This is a genomic window from Nocardia terrae (assembly GCF_009760405.1).
GTDB classification, from domain to species: Bacteria; Actinomycetota; Actinomycetes; order Mycobacteriales; family Mycobacteriaceae; genus Nocardia; species Nocardia terrae.
In genome coordinates this window covers 227,026-243,193 of record NZ_WRPP01000010.1, presented here as the reverse complement: position 1 = coordinate 243,193, position 16,168 = coordinate 227,026, and the positions used below count along the sequence as shown (strand labels likewise).

Annotated in this window: 18 protein-coding genes and 1 pseudogene; 10 read left to right on the top strand and 9 right to left on the bottom strand. The window is 67.6% G+C overall.

Translation table 11 applies throughout. From position 1 onward, the window contains the following. Nucleotides 1–9 precede the first annotated feature (9 nt). The 5 genes from GPX89_RS36905 to GPX89_RS36885 form a co-directional block, all read right to left on the bottom strand. Entirely contained in the window at nucleotides 10–1,164 is a 1,155-nt protein-coding gene (locus GPX89_RS36905) for an MFS transporter (protein WP_157392352.1), read from the bottom strand. Continuing rightward, nucleotides 1,161–2,504, bottom strand: coding sequence for a DegT/DnrJ/EryC1/StrS family aminotransferase (locus GPX89_RS36900; RefSeq protein WP_235948928.1), 1,344 nt, complete (start codon nucleotides 2,502–2,504; stop codon nucleotides 1,161–1,163). Before GPX89_RS36900 ends, GPX89_RS36905 begins: the two co-directional genes overlap by 4 nt. A 293-nt stretch (nucleotides 2,505–2,797) precedes the next feature. Next, nucleotides 2,798–3,535 (bottom strand): DUF3658 domain-containing protein, encoded by a 738-nt coding sequence (locus GPX89_RS36895; RefSeq protein WP_198347772.1) that lies wholly within the window; start codon nucleotides 3,533–3,535, stop codon nucleotides 2,798–2,800. 309 nt (nucleotides 3,536–3,844) lie between these two features. Continuing rightward, a complete protein-coding gene (locus tag GPX89_RS36890; protein ID WP_157392350.1) occupies nucleotides 3,845–4,291 on the bottom strand; it encodes a PaaI family thioesterase in 447 nt (148 codons plus the stop codon). Further along, entirely contained in the window at nucleotides 4,288–4,503 is a 216-nt protein-coding gene (locus tag GPX89_RS36885; RefSeq protein ID WP_157392349.1) for a hypothetical protein, read from the bottom strand. Before GPX89_RS36885 ends, GPX89_RS36890 begins: the two co-directional genes overlap by 4 nt. A gap of 25 nt (nucleotides 4,504–4,528) precedes the next feature. Between GPX89_RS36885 and GPX89_RS36880 the strand changes: the two genes are divergently transcribed. From GPX89_RS36880 to GPX89_RS36850, 7 genes and pseudogenes are all read left to right on the top strand, one after another. Next, entirely contained in the window at nucleotides 4,529–5,026 is a 498-nt protein-coding gene (locus GPX89_RS36880; protein ID WP_328602724.1) for a CGNR zinc finger domain-containing protein, read from the top strand. Between the two features lie 151 nt (nucleotides 5,027–5,177). Continuing rightward, nucleotides 5,178–6,245: a hypothetical protein gene (locus GPX89_RS36875; RefSeq protein ID WP_157392348.1), complete on the top strand. Its 1,068-nt coding sequence runs from the start codon at nucleotides 5,178–5,180 to the stop codon at nucleotides 6,243–6,245. 28 nt (nucleotides 6,246–6,273) lie between these two features. Further along, entirely contained in the window at nucleotides 6,274–7,035 is a 762-nt protein-coding gene (locus tag GPX89_RS36870; RefSeq protein ID WP_328602723.1) for a lysophospholipid acyltransferase family protein, read from the top strand. Nucleotides 7,036–7,369: 334 nt separating this feature from the next. Next, nucleotides 7,370–8,683 (top strand): MFS transporter, encoded by a 1,314-nt coding sequence (locus tag GPX89_RS36865; protein ID WP_198347771.1) that lies wholly within the window; start codon nucleotides 7,370–7,372, stop codon nucleotides 8,681–8,683. Nucleotides 8,684–8,757: 74 nt separating this feature from the next. Continuing rightward, nucleotides 8,758–8,967, top strand: coding sequence for a hypothetical protein (locus GPX89_RS36860; protein ID WP_198347770.1), 210 nt, complete (start codon nucleotides 8,758–8,760; stop codon nucleotides 8,965–8,967). Between the two features lie 71 nt (nucleotides 8,968–9,038). Continuing rightward, nucleotides 9,039–9,881: a heme-binding protein gene (locus GPX89_RS36855; RefSeq protein ID WP_157392346.1), complete on the top strand. Its 843-nt coding sequence runs from the start codon at nucleotides 9,039–9,041 to the stop codon at nucleotides 9,879–9,881. Nucleotides 9,882–10,044: 163 nt separating this feature from the next. Beyond that, nucleotides 10,045–10,338, top strand: a pseudogene (locus GPX89_RS36850) (hypothetical protein); the annotation flags it as partial. Here the strand turns inward: GPX89_RS36850 and GPX89_RS36845 are convergent. Next, nucleotides 10,322–10,951, bottom strand: a complete 630-nt coding sequence (locus GPX89_RS36845; RefSeq protein WP_157392345.1) for a phosphotransferase — start codon at nucleotides 10,949–10,951, stop codon at nucleotides 10,322–10,324. The pseudogene GPX89_RS36850 and the gene GPX89_RS36845 overlap by 17 nt on opposite strands. A 169-nt stretch (nucleotides 10,952–11,120) precedes the next feature. Between GPX89_RS36845 and GPX89_RS36840 the strand changes: the two genes are divergently transcribed. Then, complete coding sequence (locus tag GPX89_RS36840; RefSeq protein WP_157392344.1) at nucleotides 11,121–11,411, top strand: LURP-one-related/scramblase family protein; 291 nt, start codon at nucleotides 11,121–11,123, stop codon at nucleotides 11,409–11,411. Between the two features lie 39 nt (nucleotides 11,412–11,450). Further along, on the top strand, nucleotides 11,451–11,609 hold the full coding sequence (locus tag GPX89_RS36835; protein ID WP_157392343.1) for an LURP-one-related/scramblase family protein: 159 nt from the start codon (nucleotides 11,451–11,453) through the stop codon (nucleotides 11,607–11,609). Nucleotides 11,610–11,760: 151 nt separating this feature from the next. Here the strand turns inward: GPX89_RS36835 and GPX89_RS36830 are convergent, their stop codons facing one another. Then, complete coding sequence (locus tag GPX89_RS36830) at nucleotides 11,761–12,498, bottom strand: alpha/beta hydrolase (RefSeq protein ID WP_328602722.1); 738 nt, start codon at nucleotides 12,496–12,498, stop codon at nucleotides 11,761–11,763. 271 nt (nucleotides 12,499–12,769) lie between these two features. Here GPX89_RS36830 and mraY point away from each other — a divergent pair, with 271 nt between their 5' ends. After that, a complete protein-coding gene (gene mraY, locus GPX89_RS36825) occupies nucleotides 12,770–13,849 on the top strand; it encodes a phospho-N-acetylmuramoyl-pentapeptide-transferase (RefSeq protein ID WP_157392342.1) in 1,080 nt (359 codons plus the stop codon). Between the two features lie 10 nt (nucleotides 13,850–13,859). On the opposite strand, the gene GPX89_RS36820 is transcribed toward mraY, so the two are convergent. Beyond that, nucleotides 13,860–14,948: a TIGR03857 family LLM class F420-dependent oxidoreductase gene (locus tag GPX89_RS36820; protein WP_328602735.1), complete on the bottom strand. Its 1,089-nt coding sequence runs from the start codon at nucleotides 14,946–14,948 to the stop codon at nucleotides 13,860–13,862. 56 nt (nucleotides 14,949–15,004) lie between these two features. After that, nucleotides 15,005–16,135 carry a phosphotransferase family protein gene (locus tag GPX89_RS36815; protein ID WP_235948926.1) on the bottom strand — a complete coding sequence of 377 codons (1,131 nt, stop codon included), beginning with the start codon at nucleotides 16,133–16,135 and terminating at the stop codon, nucleotides 15,005–15,007. Between the last annotated feature and the right edge of the window lie 33 nt (nucleotides 16,136–16,168).

Sequence of the window (16,168 nt, the reverse complement as noted above, 5' to 3'; positions counted from 1 at the left end):
CCTCCCCTCTCATTCGGTGGTGGCCGATTGCCGAATCGTGTAGGCCATGATCGCGGCGGTGAACGCGCAGCCCGCGCCGACCAGGTACACGGCGGGATAGCCGAGCCCGCTCGCGATGGCGCCGGTCGCCGGGCCCCAGACGAACAGCCCCAGATCCCAGAACGAGGTGTAAGCCCCCAGTGCCGCACCCTGTTTCGAGCTCTCGGCGTTGTTCATGACCATCAGCGCCAGCGACGGATGCAGTAGCGAGAAGCCGACGCCCATGACGACGACCCCCAGCACCGCCACCGGCAGGTTCGGTGACCACGCGACGATCAACAGCCCCGCCGCCTCGCCGAGTCCCGACCAGGTGCCCACGCGCCGCGGTCCGAGCTGGTCCGGCAGCTTGCCGATGACCAGCCGGGTACCCGCATACACCGCACTGAAGACGGCCAGAACTACTGCGCCGGAACCGATCCCGCGCACCTGCAGATCACGGATGATGAACGCGGCCAGTCCCACATACCCCGCCGCGGCGAGGGCGAGGGCCAGACCGGGCAACGCCGCGGGCTTCAGCATCAGCCCGCGACCGCCGGTGGGCCGCGCGATCTGCGGCTCGGGCCCGGCTATGGTGATCAGGGCGAGTCCGGCGAGCGGCGCGACCGCGCACAGCGCCCACACCGTCCCGATCCCGAAGTGCCGCAGGGCCGCACCGAGCGCCGTCCCCGCCGAGATGCCACCCCACATGGCCACCCCGTAGAGGCCGATGAGCTGGCCGCGCCGATTGTGCGGCGCGAGCGTGACGGTCCAGGCCGCGCCCGCCACGAACAGCGCGGCCTCACCGACGCCGACCAGCAGCCGCACCACGATCAGCCCGGCCAGGCCGAGCGGCAGGAAGTACAGCAGCCCGCCGACCGCGATGGCGAGCGCGCCGAACCGCATGACCTGCCGATAGCCGTGCCGGTCGGCCAACCCGCCGAACACGGGCCGGGTGAGCAGCGCGGTCAGGGCGGTGGCCGTCACCACGAGCCCGACGCTCAGATCGCCCGCGCCGAACCGGTCGCGCACATGGTCGGGCAGTACCGGAATGGCCGCGGACAGGCCCAGATAGCCGCAGAACAATCCGCCGAACACCCCGGTCAGTGCGAGCCGCGGCAGTGTTCCGGTCTCGGGCGAGGCCGTCATGGCCGCCCCGCACACGAGGAATTCGCGTCGGCCTCCGTTGCGGTCAGAGCGGCCGCCACCTTGCGCACCGCGGTGACGAGATCGTCGCAGTCCGCCCGCGAGAGCGTCGAGGACAAGGGAATGTCAACGGCCCGTTGCAGATAGCGCGTCGTATTGGGCAGGGATGCCTTGACAGCGGCGGTTTCCTTGCCGCGGAACAGGAACCGCCAATTCCAGAAGGCGCGGATGTTGTGATCGGTATCCGAGCCGAGGTTGCGCGCCTCGATACCCTCCTGGCACAACGCCCGCGCGAACCACTGCGCGCGGCCCTCGGCGACCTGGAAGATGAAGGCCTCCCCCAGATATGCGCCCGGCGCGACCGGACGCCGAATCCGAATGCCGTCGAGATCGGCCAGTTGACCGGCGACATAGTCGTAGTTCTCACGGAAGGCGGCCAGCCGCAGTGGAAGCCGTTCCAGTTCGGATCGCAGCAGCGCGGCCCGGATCTCGTCCATGCGGAAGCTGTACAGCGGCAGTTCCAGATCGGTGGCCAGCGGCGGGCGGCCATCGCTGAAATGCCGGCGCAGCCGACCCTCGTACGCGCCGGAAAGTACAGTGGCGCGGGCGAACAGGGTGCTGTCATCGGTGACGAGGAAACCGCCCTCGCCGCTGTTGAGCGACTTGTCCGACTGCGTGCTGAAGGCGCCGGCCAGGCCGAAGGTGCCGAGTTTGCGTCCGTTCAGTTCCGCGCCGAGCGCGGGGACAGCGTCCTCGAACACCGGCACGCCTTGTTCGTCCGCGAATCGGAGCAGCGCGTCCATGTCCCCGGCGAAGCCGCGCATGTGCACCACCACGATGGCCCGGATCCGCGGTGTCCACCGACGGCGCAGATCGTCCACGTCGAGGTGCAGGTTCTCATCGGCCTCGACCAGGAACGGTGTACATCCGGCGAGCAAGATGGCGCTGGGTGTGGCAGCGAAAGTGAAACCGGGACAAGCGATCAGGTCTCCGGGCTCGATTCCGGAAGCCATGATCGCCAGCGCCAGCGCGGTGGTGCCGCTCGAGGTGGCCAGCGCGTGCGCGCTTCCGAAGTAGTCGCACAGTTCCGCCTCGAATCGCGCGCACTCGGTCTCCTGCGGCGGGCGATGGTCGTATCGGAAAAAGAGGTGGCTGCGAATCGCGCGCAGCGCCGCTTCCTCATCCTCGGGATGGACGCAGACCGCGCCCCTGTCGTAAGTCGGCCAAGGCGTGCGCCGTACCGGATCACCGCCGTCGAGGGCCAGCCGCACAGCGCGGTCCGGCTGCGTATCCGGTGCTGTCGGGGCCGATGTCGAATCATCGATCACATTGTCCGCCATCATGTCTACGGCACCGACCGACCAGGAATCGGCGGTATTGCCTGCTTGCCTACCGAGACTCTCAGAACGGGGAACCTCGGTGAATGTTCAAGGCACGCTACGCCGAACCCGCGAAGTTCATGACCGAAACATCGTTAAATTCTGGTCACGCGTCCGAAACCGATGAATTTACGCAATCGACTGTGCCCCAACAGAATCAATGCTTGACTCGATACAGGCGACTTCCCGAGCCGGGTACGTGGTCGCCGGATACTCAGTGCGCGTGGCAGATTCGCCGACGGCGGAAGGCACTCCTGTCATGCGCGTTTCACTTTGGTCGTCTTGACCTCCCACGGATTCCCATCGGCGCTCAGGGCGCCGGAGTCGACCAAGGACGCAACCCGCCAGAACAGTTCCGCGTCTCCGGCGTTCATCGCCGCCATGACGGGCGCGACCACCCGGACGATCGGTGTCCATTCCCGACCGGCCGCGTCGAGCAAGGCGGCGTCATAATGGTCCGGCGGGACAGAGCGCAGACCAGCCGAGGTGATGACCCGGAACATCGCGTTGTCCTGTTCGAGCCGCTGCCACAGGCATCGGCTCGCGACGCGCTCCGCCGGCGTGATCGCCCGCGCCGTCGATAACAACGCCCGGAACTCCGCGGGCGTCGCGGTGCCGACCGGGTGCGGTACGTCGACGATGTCGAAGACCCGCTCACCCAGGTGATCGGTGATCGCGTGGAAAACCAGCAGTTCATTCGCATTGCCCACGCCGCGCCATACGACCAGCCGGGCCGCGACATCGACTGTGTGCCAGAACTTCTCGAGCCTCTCCGGCAGTCGGGCTGTCCAAGACTCCGGATCATCGATGTATCCTTCGGCGCGCAGCAGATCCGGCCACCACGACTGCCACCAGCGCACCCGCACCCCGGGATCGCCGGACGCCAGGGGGCCGCAGCTGAGGTGATCGGGGAAGATCGCGATCGAGCTGCCCGCCGTTGTCGGATCGGCGTCGAGAGCCGACCGCAAAGCGCCCGCCGCGGAGAGGCCCGACACCAGATGCACGGTTGCTGGATCTTCGTCCCCGCAGTGCGGATCGGGTTGATCTGCAGTGAGTTGTCGCCGATGGTCGGCCATCTTCGCTCCTGACGAATCTTCCGTTCGATCGCGAACAGGAATTGCTGGACGGCGCCGGGCCGACGAGCTCGAATCGCCCCGCGCCTCCCATCCTCACCGGCTTTGGCAGAGCGCGACATCGGCCGTTCGGCCCGAATGAAGGGTGTCGGACCGGCCGAATGGCCGATGCGCCATGCCCACTCCTCAACGGTCCGGGCTCCCGTCGCGGCGGTCGCCGACGCTCGAGGATCAGGGCCCGGTCGCCGGTAGGGCCATGAGCGTGGCCTGCATGAGGGCGATCGGGGCGGCGTTGTCGGTGTCGGTGGTGACTTCGGCGGTGCAGACGGTGAGGGTGCGGCCGGACTTCAGGACCGTCGCGGTGGCCAGAAACCGTTGTCCTACCGCCGGACTCATGAGGTTGACCTTGAATTCGACGGTGAGGATGTCGCGGTCGGGAGGTTGCAGTGACATCGCGGCGTAGCCGCAGGCCGAGTCGGCGAGGGTGGTGATCGCTCCGGCGTGGATGAAACCGTTCTGCTGGCGCAGATCGTCGCGGAACGGGAGTTCGAGGACGACACGACCAGGGGCCAGGCTCGAGATTTCGATTCCGAGTGTGGTGAGCAGGGTTTGGCGTCCAATGCTCGCACGCAGTCGTGATTCCTGATCGGGGCTCAAAGTACCTGCGATGTCGGTCATTGCCGGAGCCTGGACGAGGTTTCGGCATGGCCGATGCCGGCGCGGGCCGGGTCGCCGGATTCGGCGAATGCGCTGTCGCCCGCGGCCGCGATCACCACCGCATGCTCCTCGATGAGCCACTTCCCGCACACACAGCGCAGATAGCGGAGGTCGCCGTGCGCGGAGACGAGAGTGGGAGCGGGCCAGGAGCATTCGGGGCAGGTTGCGGGCATGTTCACAGCCTGATGTAATGCCCTAGTGCATTTCAACCCTTACGGTGGGATGGCGGCGGAGATCGCGGCCCGGCTGGTGAACGCCGCGCCGGAACAGGACCTCGAGCAGCTGCTCGTCGAGGCCGGGTATCGCCCGGTCGGCTCGATCGATGCCCGCCAGGATGCCGAATTGCGCCGCTGGACAAGAGAACTGGACGTGGCCTTCAGCAACACCACCGTCGAGGTCCTCAATGCCCTACTCGCCGAGACCGCCAATCGCCCCTACATCTCGACCCACGACGGCAGAGCCCCGCACCTGCACTACTCCCAGGAGACCGCCCCCATCGACGAACGCGTCAAGGCTTACACCGCCTTCGGCCTGGCCACCCTGTTCTGCGAGGACCCCGGACGGATCGGCCGCTGCGACCGCGAGGGCTGCGAGATCGTCTTCATCGACACCTCCCGAAACGGCAAGCGCCGCTTCTGCTCTACCCGCTGCTCGACCCGCGTCCACGTCGCCCAGCACCGCAGCCGCAACCACTAGGACTCGACCCTCGGGCAACGAGAACGAATGCGGCTGCACTGCAGCAGTCTTCATCCATTCGGGCCCCGAGGTGGACCTAGATCACGTTGGCCGGATGTCGCCGCCGTATGGCAGGGTTCCCACGAACATGCGACGGAATGGGGAGTTCGGGATGACGGTGGTGTGGGACGGGGCGCGGGTGGTCGAGCTTGCGCGGCGGCTGCGGGGTGCGGAGACCGGCGACTGGAGTCGGGCGGCGCTGCGAGCGGTGGCGGAGGGGCTCGGGTGGCGGTGGCAGGACAGCGCCGGTGGACCGCGGCTCGTCGGGGATGCGGCTGCAGGGGTGGAGGCTCGGTTGCGGCCGGTGGGCGGATTCGAGAAGGACTTCGTGTACGGCGGTGCGGAATTCGTGGGGCTGTCGGTGCCCGTCGCGCTGCCGGGTGATGATGCGGCCGGGAAGGCGGGGGCTTTCCGGGTGGTTGCCGAGGCGCTGACCGAGGAGTTCGGGCCCGCGCCGATCATGGGCGCCTACGGTGACCTCGGGCCGTTCTATGATTCTGCCCCGTTGTGGGGCAGCCCATTTCTGCGCTGGCGTGGGCCCGCCAACACCGTCGAGCTGCAGGCCGGCGAGCATGGCCCCGAGTTGCTGCTCCAGCCGACCGAGCCGGTGGAGAACTGGTTCTGGCGGCAGGGGCACGGCGAGCCCTTTGCCCTCGGTGGATTCTTCGGCACACGCCGTGATCCCGCGAACGCCGGTCTGGGCCAACCGGGCGGCTGGAGCACCGACGACTGGGATATCTTCGCGCGGGCTCTGGGTGAGTTTCTCCGCACTCTCCCGGCGGAGACGCACGCGCTCGGTATCGAATTGGACCTGGGTTTCCACGCCCGGGTGCCCGGTACCTACGGTCCCGTCCTGTTCCACCTCTCCTGCGGCGAGCGACTCGAGATCGTTTATGACACAGAGGAACTCGCGGGCGAGATCACGGACCCGGCTTCCTACGGATGGATTCCGCACACCGACCGGCCCTGCGTCCTGGACCACTGGATCGAAACCCCCTACCACTCCGGGGACTTCGGAATAGGCGAGGTCGATGGATCGCACCTGGCCCGGATGCTGGTCGACACCTTGCGCGGCCTGGGTGTCGCCTCCCCTCGAGACCTCAGCCTGAGCGACCACGCGCAACGCGTGGGCGACTATCACGTCGACTTCTACGGCCTGACCCTCCAAGAGAATCCCTAGCCGGCAACGCGGGAGCTAATCTGAGCGGGTGGCACGTTCAGAGCGGCCCCATGTGGTTCTCCCGAACTGGGATGCGGTGTACGACTACTACCGGGATCATCGGCCGAATCGGTTGCTGGCCTGGGCGGCGTACGCGCTGCTGGGGCGGCGGTTCGTGCCGCGGGTCGGGTACGCGGCCGGGGCTCGGGACTCGCTGCGCACCCTGATCCGCGAGGATCGGCGACCGCTGCTGATCGTCATGAATCACCTGTCCGAACTCGACCCGTACACGGTGAGCGCCGCGGCGTGGCGCAGCGAACTACGCCCGGTGATCGGGCGCACCCGGGTGCTGGCGAAGGACGAGCTGTTCACCACGAGCCTGCGCACCAAGCTCGACATGATGGGCGGAATGCCGGTGTTCCGCGGCAAGGACCACGGTTCGGACGCGGTCGGCGCGAGTAGCAACCGCCTGCTCGACACCTGCGCGGAACGCATGGCCCGGGGCGACAGCATCGCCCTCTTCCCAGAGGGCACCGTCAACAACTCCCCCGACCTGTCCCACCTGCTGCCGCTGAACGGCGGCGTCGGGCAGATCGCGGACCGGGCCCGGCGGCTCGGCGCCAAGCCCGCGGTGGTGACCCTCGGCCTCAGCTACGGCCCGCACGCGAACCCCAGCAAAGAACAAGTACGTTCGGCCAGTTTCCATTTCGGCCCGCCGATCCGGAACCTGCCGAGCGAACCGGCCGAGATCACGGCCCTCGTGCAGCGGGCGCTGCAGGACGCGGTCGATCACGCGGTCGAGGCTTGGTGACGGTGGTAGGTGCCGCCGCGATCGGTCTGCCGCCTCACTGTGAGCCTGCCCAAAATCAGTGGCATTCGCGCAGTAACTTCATTAGGCTAAGGAAAGTGTTGGGCTTCCCGGCCGCGCCGATGACGTCGTCTGGCCTGCCCCGCAGCCGGAGCGAACTCGCTCTCGTGCATTGATTCGATCACCGCATCTGCGCTGCCGATGTATTCGCAGCGCGGGCGATATCCGAGTCCGAACGCCTCGACGGCGTCGGCTGTTCCACCCCCTCCGGGCGGTTGCTTGTTCGGGGCGCGGACCCGCACACGTGTAGTCCGTCGCACCCCTAGGAGGCAGACCTGTGAGGCCGGGAGTTGTAGCGCCGCCCGAGACCGATATCCGACACACCCCCGGCGACACTCCCCCGCACAGCACCTTCGGTTCCCTGCGTATCCGTAACTACCGCCTGTTCTTCACCGGCCAGGTGGTCTCCAATATCGGCACCTGGATGCAGCGGATCGCGCAGGACTGGCTGGTGCTCAGCCTCACCGGGTCCGCGGCCGCGGTCGGCATCACCACGGCACTGCAGTTCCTGCCCATGCTGTTGTTCGGGCTCTACGGCGGCGTGCTGGTCGACCGGCTGCCCAAGCGGCCGCTGCTGCTGTTCACCCAATCCGCGATGGGCGCGACCGGTCTCGTGCTCGGCGTGCTCACCCTCACCGGTCACGTGCAGGTATGGCACGTCTACGCAACGGCTTTCACGCTCGGCCTGGTCACCGTCGTCGACAATCCGGCCCGCCAGACCTTCGTCTCGGAGATGGTCGGCCCGGACCAGCTGGCCAACGCGGTCAGCTTGAACTCGGCGAACTTCCAGTCCGCCCGGCTCGTCGGTCCCGCCGTCGCGGGCGTGCTCATCGGCGCTGTCGGCAGCGGCTACGCGTTCGTGTTCAACGGACTGTCGTTCCTGGCCCCGATCGCGGCCCTGCTGCTGATGCGCACCGCCGACCTGCGCGCGGTCCAACGCACTCCGCGCGGCAAGGGCCAGTTGCGTGAAGGACTGCGCTATGTGGCGGGCCGTCCGGAGTTACTGTGGCCGATCGTGCTGGTCGGCTTCATCGGCACGTTCGGGTTCAACTTCGCCATCTGGCTCACGGCGTTCACCCACACCGTCTTCGATTCGGGCGCACAGACATACGGTCTGCTCAACACCCTGATGGCGGCGGGCTCGCTGGCCGGCGCCCTGCTGGCGGCGCGGCGCGCCACCTCGCGGCTGCGCATGCTGGTCGCGGCGGCGCTGATCTTCGGCCTGCTCGAGATCGTCGCCGCGATCACCCCGTCCTTCTGGTTGTTCGCAGTGCTGCTCATCCCGATCGGCATGGCCGGACTGACCGTCAACGTGACCGCCAATTCCTCGATCCAGATGGCCACCGACCCGGCCATGCGCGGCCGGGTCATGGCGCTGTACATGATGGTCTTCACCGGCGGCACCCCGCTCGGCGCGCCCCTGGTCGGCTGGATCACCGACACCTACGGCCCCCGCATCGGCTTCGCCACCGGCGGCGCGATCTCGGCCCTGGCCGCGGTCGTGATCGGCCTGATCCTCACCCGCATCGCGGGCGTGCGGCTGCGAGAGTTGCACGTTCCCTCGGCATGGCGTGAGTCGGTCGCGGTGTAGTCGGGAGCCGGGCGCGCCGCGTCCGGAGTACGGCTGGCATGATGAGGAAGGCGTCCGGAACAGGGAGATCGGTCATGCGTCTGGGTTCACTGCTGGTGTTCGCGTGGCTGGTCGTCGGGCTGGTGGCCGCCGGACAGCGTGGCTATCTCACCCATGTGAGCCAGGAGTGCAGCGATTTCGGCACCATCGCCGTGAACGTGGTCGCCGGTCCGCTGAACTACCTCGGGCTCGACCCCAAAGTGTCGGATTGCAAACTGCCGCAACCCAGCTCGAGTTCCTCGTAATCGAGTGACTTCTCCGGCGAAAGCCGGTAAAACCTTGATGTCGGGAGGATACTTCGACATCGGGGGAAAAGATGACCGAGCTCTTTCGCGCTGCGGCGCCGACGGCAATATCCATCGCGGACCTGGGCCCATTGCGGAATCTGCCCGGAACCTGGATGGGTTCGGGCTTCAGTCTGGTGGAATTGCCGGCGCGCAACGGCGATCCGTTCCATCTGAAGCTCACCGCCACCAGGGAGACGTTGACGTTCACCGCGATCGGCGCGCCGATACCCAACCGCGGGAGCGCACAGGACGACATCGTCTTCCGTGGCGTGCACTATCTGCAGCACATCAGTGACGCCGCCACCAACGAGGCGGTGCACGTGGAGACCGGGATGTGGCTGTATGTCCCGGCCACCACCGAACCCGCGGCCGGTCCCGCACTGGTGCGGATGGCCACTGTCCCGCACGGTGACGCCTTCCTGGCGCAAGGCCCCGAGGTGCCGGATATCCCCGGGGCGCCGACCATTTCACCGCTCAGCTCGGTCCCGACCGGATTCACCTTCGGCGGTGGCTATTTCCCGCCCACGGGCACCGTGCTCCCGGCCGGGATTCCCGACGCGGCCCTGCAGGATCCGACGGTTCTGCTCACCGCCGTCCTCAAGGAGCAGACGGTGGTGAACACCACCACCCTCGACGTGCGCACCGGCGACGGCGATATCCGCAATATCGGGTTCGTCTCCGCCAATGCCGACGCGACCACCCTGCACTCCACCTTCTGGTTGGAGACGCTGCAGGGCTCGGACGAGTCCGAGGCACTGCAACTCCAGTACAGCCAGCAGTCGATCCTGCGCTTCCCGGCGGGTCCGAATCCCGATCCCGCCAAGCAGATCGACTGGCCGCACCTCCAGGTCGCGACGCTCCTGAAGCAGTAACCGGTCCCGTTCTGTAAGACGGCCATTGACGGCTTCAAGCGATAGTGATCAATTCGCTCGTACGTGTCGATGCGGCGCGTACGAGCGAAAAGAGATGCACCATGGGCAAATTCAGCCGAGCCGAGCTGGAAGACGCACTGCACCACTACAGCCGGCACCTTCGTTCCCGCACATGCGTTTCCCGCACGAGTGGATCGCCTACGACGAGGACAACGACGCCGTCGTGGTCGGCATCAAGAACCTGCTCGACCATCCGACCGAGCCCGGCGTGGAATTCTGGTTGCCCAATACGACGCGGTTGGTCTACGCCGGTGACGGCCTGTTCGCCGGCGAGGAGGACATCTACAACCCGGCCCGCGACGCCGCCCGCGTCAACGGCGAATGGATCGAGGCGGGCGGCGTGATGGCCGCCGCCCCTCAGGTCGAAATGAAGTACATCGTCAGACAATCGGGATAGGCAGCCAGCCCGGCCACGGTCGTGGCCCGATGTCGCCGCGTATCGACGCGAGTCGGCGTTCGGCTTGGCTGCGCTGCCGCGGATCGCCGTTCGCGGACCGCAGGGCCGCGATGGTCATCGCCAACTCCTGGATGTCCCGGAGCAGGTAGTAGCGGCCGCACCGCGCCACGTCCTGGCCGTAGGTCCGGCAGAACGCCCCGTACGGGGCCGTGCCGATCCATCCAAATGACCAGTACGCCATGGCGATAGGCACCAGGTCCCACTCCGGCGGCCCGATCGCGCTCGCTCCCAACGTCAATGCGCTCGCGCAGTCGTCGTCGCCGGTGATCACCCGATCGATCCACGTCGTGCCGTGGATGACGGATGCGGCCGCGCCGCTGGGCAGCCCCTTCCAACGCCCTCGCAATTCGGACAGGTACCCGGTCACCCACCGTCGATCCTCCCCGTCGAGCAGGTCCGCCGCGACGATTCCCCGCGCCAGCCCGGCGAACGGATCCCACCCCGCGGCCTCGACACCCGCCACCGGCAGCCGATGGACCCGCTTCAACGTCTCCGCGAGCCGAACGACATCGAGGTGAGTCCGGGAAGCGGCCAGCACGCCTTCGAATTCCATTGCCGAGCACCTCATCCGACCGAGCCGTCACCCCGGCCGACACGGGCCCGGGGCGTTACAAGGTGTTCGCAGCCGCACCCCGGATGGATAAGTCCTCCGTGGCGCAATCGTCGTGAGATTCTCAGGCTCGTCTCGAGCGGCGACGGTCGGCGTTCGGCAGACTGGCCTCGTGCGATATGTGATGCGGCATCGGGTGCTCAGTCTCGGGAACGACTATTGGGTGACCGATGAGGGTGGGAATCGGGCGTTTCTGGTTGACGGCAAGGTGTTCTCGTTTCGGCGGGGATTCGAGTTGAAGGGACCGCAGGGCGAGGTGTACGCCCACGCGCACAAGAAGGTGCTGGCGTTGCGCGACACCATGGTGGTGAAATCCGGTGGCGCGCATGCCGCGACGATCCGGAAGAAGCTGTTCAGTCCGGTCCGGCACAGTTTCCGGATCTCGCTGGCCGATGGGGAGTAGTGGATCGCCCGCGGCGACCTGATCGAGAAGAACTACGCCTTGGAGGGACCGCAGGGAGTGGTCGCGGAGACCTCGCGCAAGTGGTTCCGGATCCGCGACACCTACGGGGTGGAGATCTATCACCCGAATGTGCCGCTGGCGCTGGCGATCGTGGTGTGCATCGACGAGCTGGTCGCGTCCGAACGCGCCCTCGAATAGCGGGTTCGCGCGGTCGGTGCCAGCTCTCCCGGCGCGGAGCCGCGCCGCCCTGACCGGTCGGCACCGGCGATGGCCGGTACCGCCATGATCAGGGCGGCTGTGAGTCCGCGGGCCGGCTCCTACCGTTCGCCCGCGACCGGACGGCCCGGGATCACTTCAGATGCCGGGCGAAGAACCGGTTTCCGTCCTCGCCCGCGTGTTGCGGGACGCCGGTGTGGCCGCCCATGTTGGCCAGCAGTGTCTTCTCCTTGGAGGCGAAGGCGTCGAAGAGATCCAGGGCCATCTGCCGGTCGTTGCCTTCGTCGTCCCACTGCAGCAGGACGTGCAGCGGGATGGTGACCCGGCGGGCCTCCTCGAAAGTGGAGCGGGGGACGTAACTTCCGGCGAAGAGACCGGCCGCGACGATGCGCGGCTCGACCACCGCCAGGCGGACGCCGATGGCGATCACCCCGCCCGCGAACCCGACCGGTCCGCCGATCTCGGGCAGTTCCAGCAGGGCATCCAGGGTGGCCTGCCATTCCGGGACCGACTGGTCGACCAGCGGCAGGGTGAGCCGATCGATGATGTCATCGGTCACCGGCTCCCCGGCCTGCAATGCCGCGCGCAGGTCGGTCCGGGCCTGCTTGCTGGCCGCCGAAACAGGCCGGTCACCGGTCTCCGGCAGTTCGATGGTGGCCGTGGCGATGCCTTCCGCCGCCGCGGCCTTGGCCCGGGCCGCCAATCGGGGGTACATCTTGCGCAGCCCGAGCCCGCCGGGTTGCCCGAGCAGGATCAGCGGGGTCGGTGTGGCAGCGGATCCGGGCGTCCACAGGATGCCGGAGATCTCGCCGAGAGTGAATTCGCGCTCGAGAGTGTCGTCGTCGAGGCGTTTTTCGGAAGTGAATTGCACGGTCGTGCCTTTCGGGAGTGCTCTGAACGGCGCTCCCGGACGACCTACCGCCCGACCGTGACCCCGGAGGGGAGCACCCATGTCGATACTGCGTTCACGGATACCACCTCCTCGGTTTGTTGCACGGCCTCCGCACGGTAGCAGGCATCGCGGTGATCGGCCAAAAGGTTTTGCGGAGGCCGCCGTCCGGTTCGGTGGCTAACATTCTTGCGATTCGGTAAGTGTGTCAGGTCGGCGGATCCCGCCGCGCAAGTGGTTCCCAGGGGGGCGGATGAGAGACATCCTGTTTGCGGCCTCGATCGCGTTGGCGGTCTCGATTGCGTTGACGCCGATACTCGTTCGGGTTTTCACACGGGTGAAGCTGGGACAGGAGATCCGGGCGGAGGGGCCGCAGAGTCACCAGGCCAAGCGCGGCACGCCGACCATGGGCGGGATCGCGATCGTGATCGGCATGTGGGCCGGGTATCTCGGATCACATCTGATCGGCCTGGGCTCGAACTCGCCCGGGATGTCGGCATCGGGCCTGCTGGTGCTGGGCTTGGCGACCGCCCTCGGGATCGTCGGGTTTCTCGACGACTTCATCAAGCTGTCCAGGCGCCGCAATCTCGGGCTGACCGCCAAGGGCAAGTACATCGGCCAGTTCGGCGCCGCGATCATCTTCGGTGTGCTGGCGCTGCGTTTCCCCAACAGCACGGGCCTGACCCCGGCCAGCAGGCACGTATCGATCGTGCGCGACACCTGGCTGTCGCTCACCCCGATCCTGTTCCTGCTGGCCGTGTGCTTCCTGGTGGTGGCGTGGTCGAACGCGGTCAATATCACCGACGGCCTGGACGGATTGGCCGCCGGGTCGATGGGCCTGACGCTGGGCGCCTACGTGCTGATCACCTTCTGGCAGTACACCAATGCCTGCACCACCCGGCCGGGCGCGGGCTGCTACGCGGTGCGCGACCCGCTGGACCTGGCGCTCGTCTGCGCGGCGGCGGGCGGCGCGTGCGTCGGATTCCTGTGGTGGAACGCCGCACCGGCGAAGATCTTCATGGGCGACACCGGTTCGCTGGCGCTCGGCGGCCTGCTGGCGGGCCTGTCGATCACCACCCGCACCGAACTGCTGATGGTCGTCGTCGGTGCGCTGTTCTGCGCCGAGATCCTGTCGGTCCTGTTGCAGATCGTCGTGTTCCGCAGCACCAGCCGCCGCCTGTTCAAAATGGCCCCGCTGCACCACCATTTCGAATTGAGCAGCTGGCCCGAAACCACTGTCTCCATTCGCTTCTGGCTGCTGGCAGCCATCGCCTCCGCCGCCGGTCTGATGGCCTTCTACGGCGAGTTCCTCGTCCTCGCCGACCCGGTGTGACGACCGCCGGTCAGTCGAGGAACTTGCCCGGATTCGCCGCCACGGCCCGCCGCAGGGTGGGTCGTGCGGCGCGGTAGGCGGACACTACCGAGGCCAGTTCGTGCGGGCTCGCGCCGTGCATGATCACCGAGTGGCAGCCGAGGTCGTACTCGCGCGAGATCTTCTGCACGCACTGCTCGGGCGTGCCGTAGGCGGCCGAGGCGAGCCATTCGTCGGGGAGCATCGCATCCAGCTGCTCGAGCACCTCGACGGAGGCGGAGGCGTCGATGGGTCCGGCCGCCGCCGCGTCCTGGTACAGCTGGGTGGCGCGGATGCGCTCCCACACCTGCGGATCCCAGCCGTTGGCGGCGATCAGGATGTCGGCGTAGGCCTGCAGGTAGGTCACCAGCCGGCCCGCGCGCCGGCGGAGCTGGTCCTCGGGGGTGAGCGCGTCACTGGCGGTGGCCAGGCACGACCAGATGCGCACGCTGTCGGGGTCCTTGCCTGCCCGTTCCGCGCCACGGCGCACCGCCGCAATGGAATTCGCGGTGGCTTCGTCGGAGAAGAAGGTGTGCAGGACGACGAAGTCGCCGATCTCGCCGGCGAGTTCCATGGTCTTGGGACCGACCGCGACGAAGCCGATCGGCGGGCAGTCCTCGAGCCCGTTCTGGTGATACAGGACGGGCCATTTGCCCGCAGGCCCATCGTGATTCAGGATCGTCTCCCCCGCCCACAGCCGCCGCAGGATCCCGACGAAATCCCGCAGTCGCGCCTCGGTGACCGCGGGCAGGCCGATGGCGTTCCAGTTCGCGGTGACGCCGCGTCCGAACGCCATGGCATAGCGGCCCTCGCTGATGGCCTGCATGGTGGAGCCGATCGTCGCGGTGACCATCGGGTGCCGGGTGTGGTGATTGGTGGCGGCCGCCGCGATGCCCAGCTCGGTGGTGCATCCGGCGAGCCCGCCCGAGAGCACCGCGGAGTCCTTGACGGTCATGCGCTCGCCGATCATGCACGAGCCGAGGCCGATCTCCTCGGCCGTGCGCGCCTCCGGGAACAGCACCCGGGCGTCGGCGGGATGGCGGGTGATGCAGTAGTAGGCCAGTTCGTTCAGTTGGTCGATCACGAGAAGTATTGCTCCCCAATTAGTTTCGAAATGATGCGCGGCGACGCCGGAAGTCAGGCGCCGATCTCGGTCAGCAATAGCTCGACGAGCGCCTTGTGGTGGAAGAGCACCTCGATGCTCTCCGGCCGCTCCATCTCACCGAAGTGGACCTGGCGGCCGCCCGCGCGCATGAACACGACGCAGTAGTTGAGCGCGGCGAACAGCGTGTACCAGGTGAGGTCGCCGATCTCGACGCCCGAATACTCGCGATAGGCCGCCTTCACGTCCTTCTCGTCGAGGAACTCGGGCATGCCGGGCAGCCCGAAGGTGTCGGCGATGGTCTGGAAGACACGGTGCGCGAAGATGACCCAGGCCAGGTCGAGTTCGCGGGGACCGATGGTGGCCAGCTCCCAGTCGAGCACCGCGGCGGGCGTGAAGTCGCGATACATGCAGTTGCCGATGCGGGCGTCACCCCAGGACAGGACGGTCTCGCCGCCGGAGGTGTCGGGCAGATTCGCGGTGAGCCAGGCCAGGATTCGCTCCGCGAGCGGCGATCGCCCGCTGTCGCGAGCCGCGAATTCGTACCAGCTGCGCGCCCGGTTCAGGGTTCGTTCCAGCGGGCTCGACCCCGGCTGTCGCGGGTCGAGGAAGGCGAAGGTGGTGGCGGCGCCCGGAATGGCGTGCAGCTCGGCGAGGGCCTGGATGGTGCTGTGCTGCAATCGAAGCCGCTGTTCGGCGTCGGCGTCGAAGAGCCAGTTGTCACCGAAGGTGTAGGGCATGACGTCGGGCGGCACCAGGCCCTCGACGCGGTCCATCAGCAGGAACGGCGTGCCCAGCACCTCCCCGGTCGGTTCGATGAATCGCACCCGCGGGACCGGCACCCGGCTCTGTTCGGCCACGATGCGCATGGTGTCGAACTGGGCTTGCAGGTCGTAGGTCTCGAGAATCGGGAAATCGCCCGCGGCCGGGACCATTCGGCCGATCAGGTCGGTCCGCTGCGGGCCGTTCTCGGTCCAGGCCATGGTGAGCACGAGGGTTTCGGCCGACATGCCGTTGCTGTCGATACCGGAGAGCAGGGTCAGGCGAGGGTCGGCGGCGGGCGGTAGCTGCGTGGCGAGCCACTCGGTGAGGCGCGGAATCAGAGTGGCGGTGTCGCGGCTGCTCCGCTGCAACCGCATCCCGGGTTCGTCCTGAGTGGGAGACATTGATCACTCCTGAGGGAACTGCGAAAGCTGCGG

What these genes read in the sequence shown, in the direction of transcription:
- GPX89_RS36875 (WP_157392348.1), top strand. Translation starts at nt 5,178, where the DNA reads ATGACGGTGGTGTGGGACGGGGCGCGGGTGGTCGAGCTTGCGCGGCGG.
- GPX89_RS36890 (WP_157392350.1), bottom strand. Translation starts at nt 4,291, where the DNA reads ATGACCGACATCGCAGGTACTTTGAGCCCCGATCAGGAATCACGACTG.
- GPX89_RS36885 (WP_157392349.1), bottom strand. Translation starts at nt 4,503, where the DNA reads ATGCCCGCAACCTGCCCCGAATGCTCCTGGCCCGCTCCCACTCTCGTC.
- GPX89_RS36900 (WP_235948928.1), bottom strand. Translation starts at nt 2,504, where the DNA reads ATGATGGCGGACAATGTGATCGATGATTCGACATCGGCCCCGACAGCA.
- GPX89_RS36855 (WP_157392346.1), top strand. Translation starts at nt 9,039, where the DNA reads ATGACCGAGCTCTTTCGCGCTGCGGCGCCGACGGCAATATCCATCGCG.
- GPX89_RS36860 (WP_198347770.1), top strand. Translation starts at nt 8,758, where the DNA reads ATGCGTCTGGGTTCACTGCTGGTGTTCGCGTGGCTGGTCGTCGGGCTG.
- GPX89_RS36905 (WP_157392352.1), bottom strand. Translation starts at nt 1,164, where the DNA reads ATGACGGCCTCGCCCGAGACCGGAACACTGCCGCGGCTCGCACTGACC.
- GPX89_RS36845 (WP_157392345.1), bottom strand. Translation starts at nt 10,951, where the DNA reads ATGGAATTCGAAGGCGTGCTGGCCGCTTCCCGGACTCACCTCGATGTC.
- GPX89_RS36815 (WP_235948926.1), bottom strand. Translation starts at nt 16,135, where the DNA reads ATGTCTCCCACTCAGGACGAACCCGGGATGCGGTTGCAGCGGAGCAGC.
- mraY (WP_157392342.1), top strand. Translation starts at nt 12,770, where the DNA reads ATGAGAGACATCCTGTTTGCGGCCTCGATCGCGTTGGCGGTCTCGATT.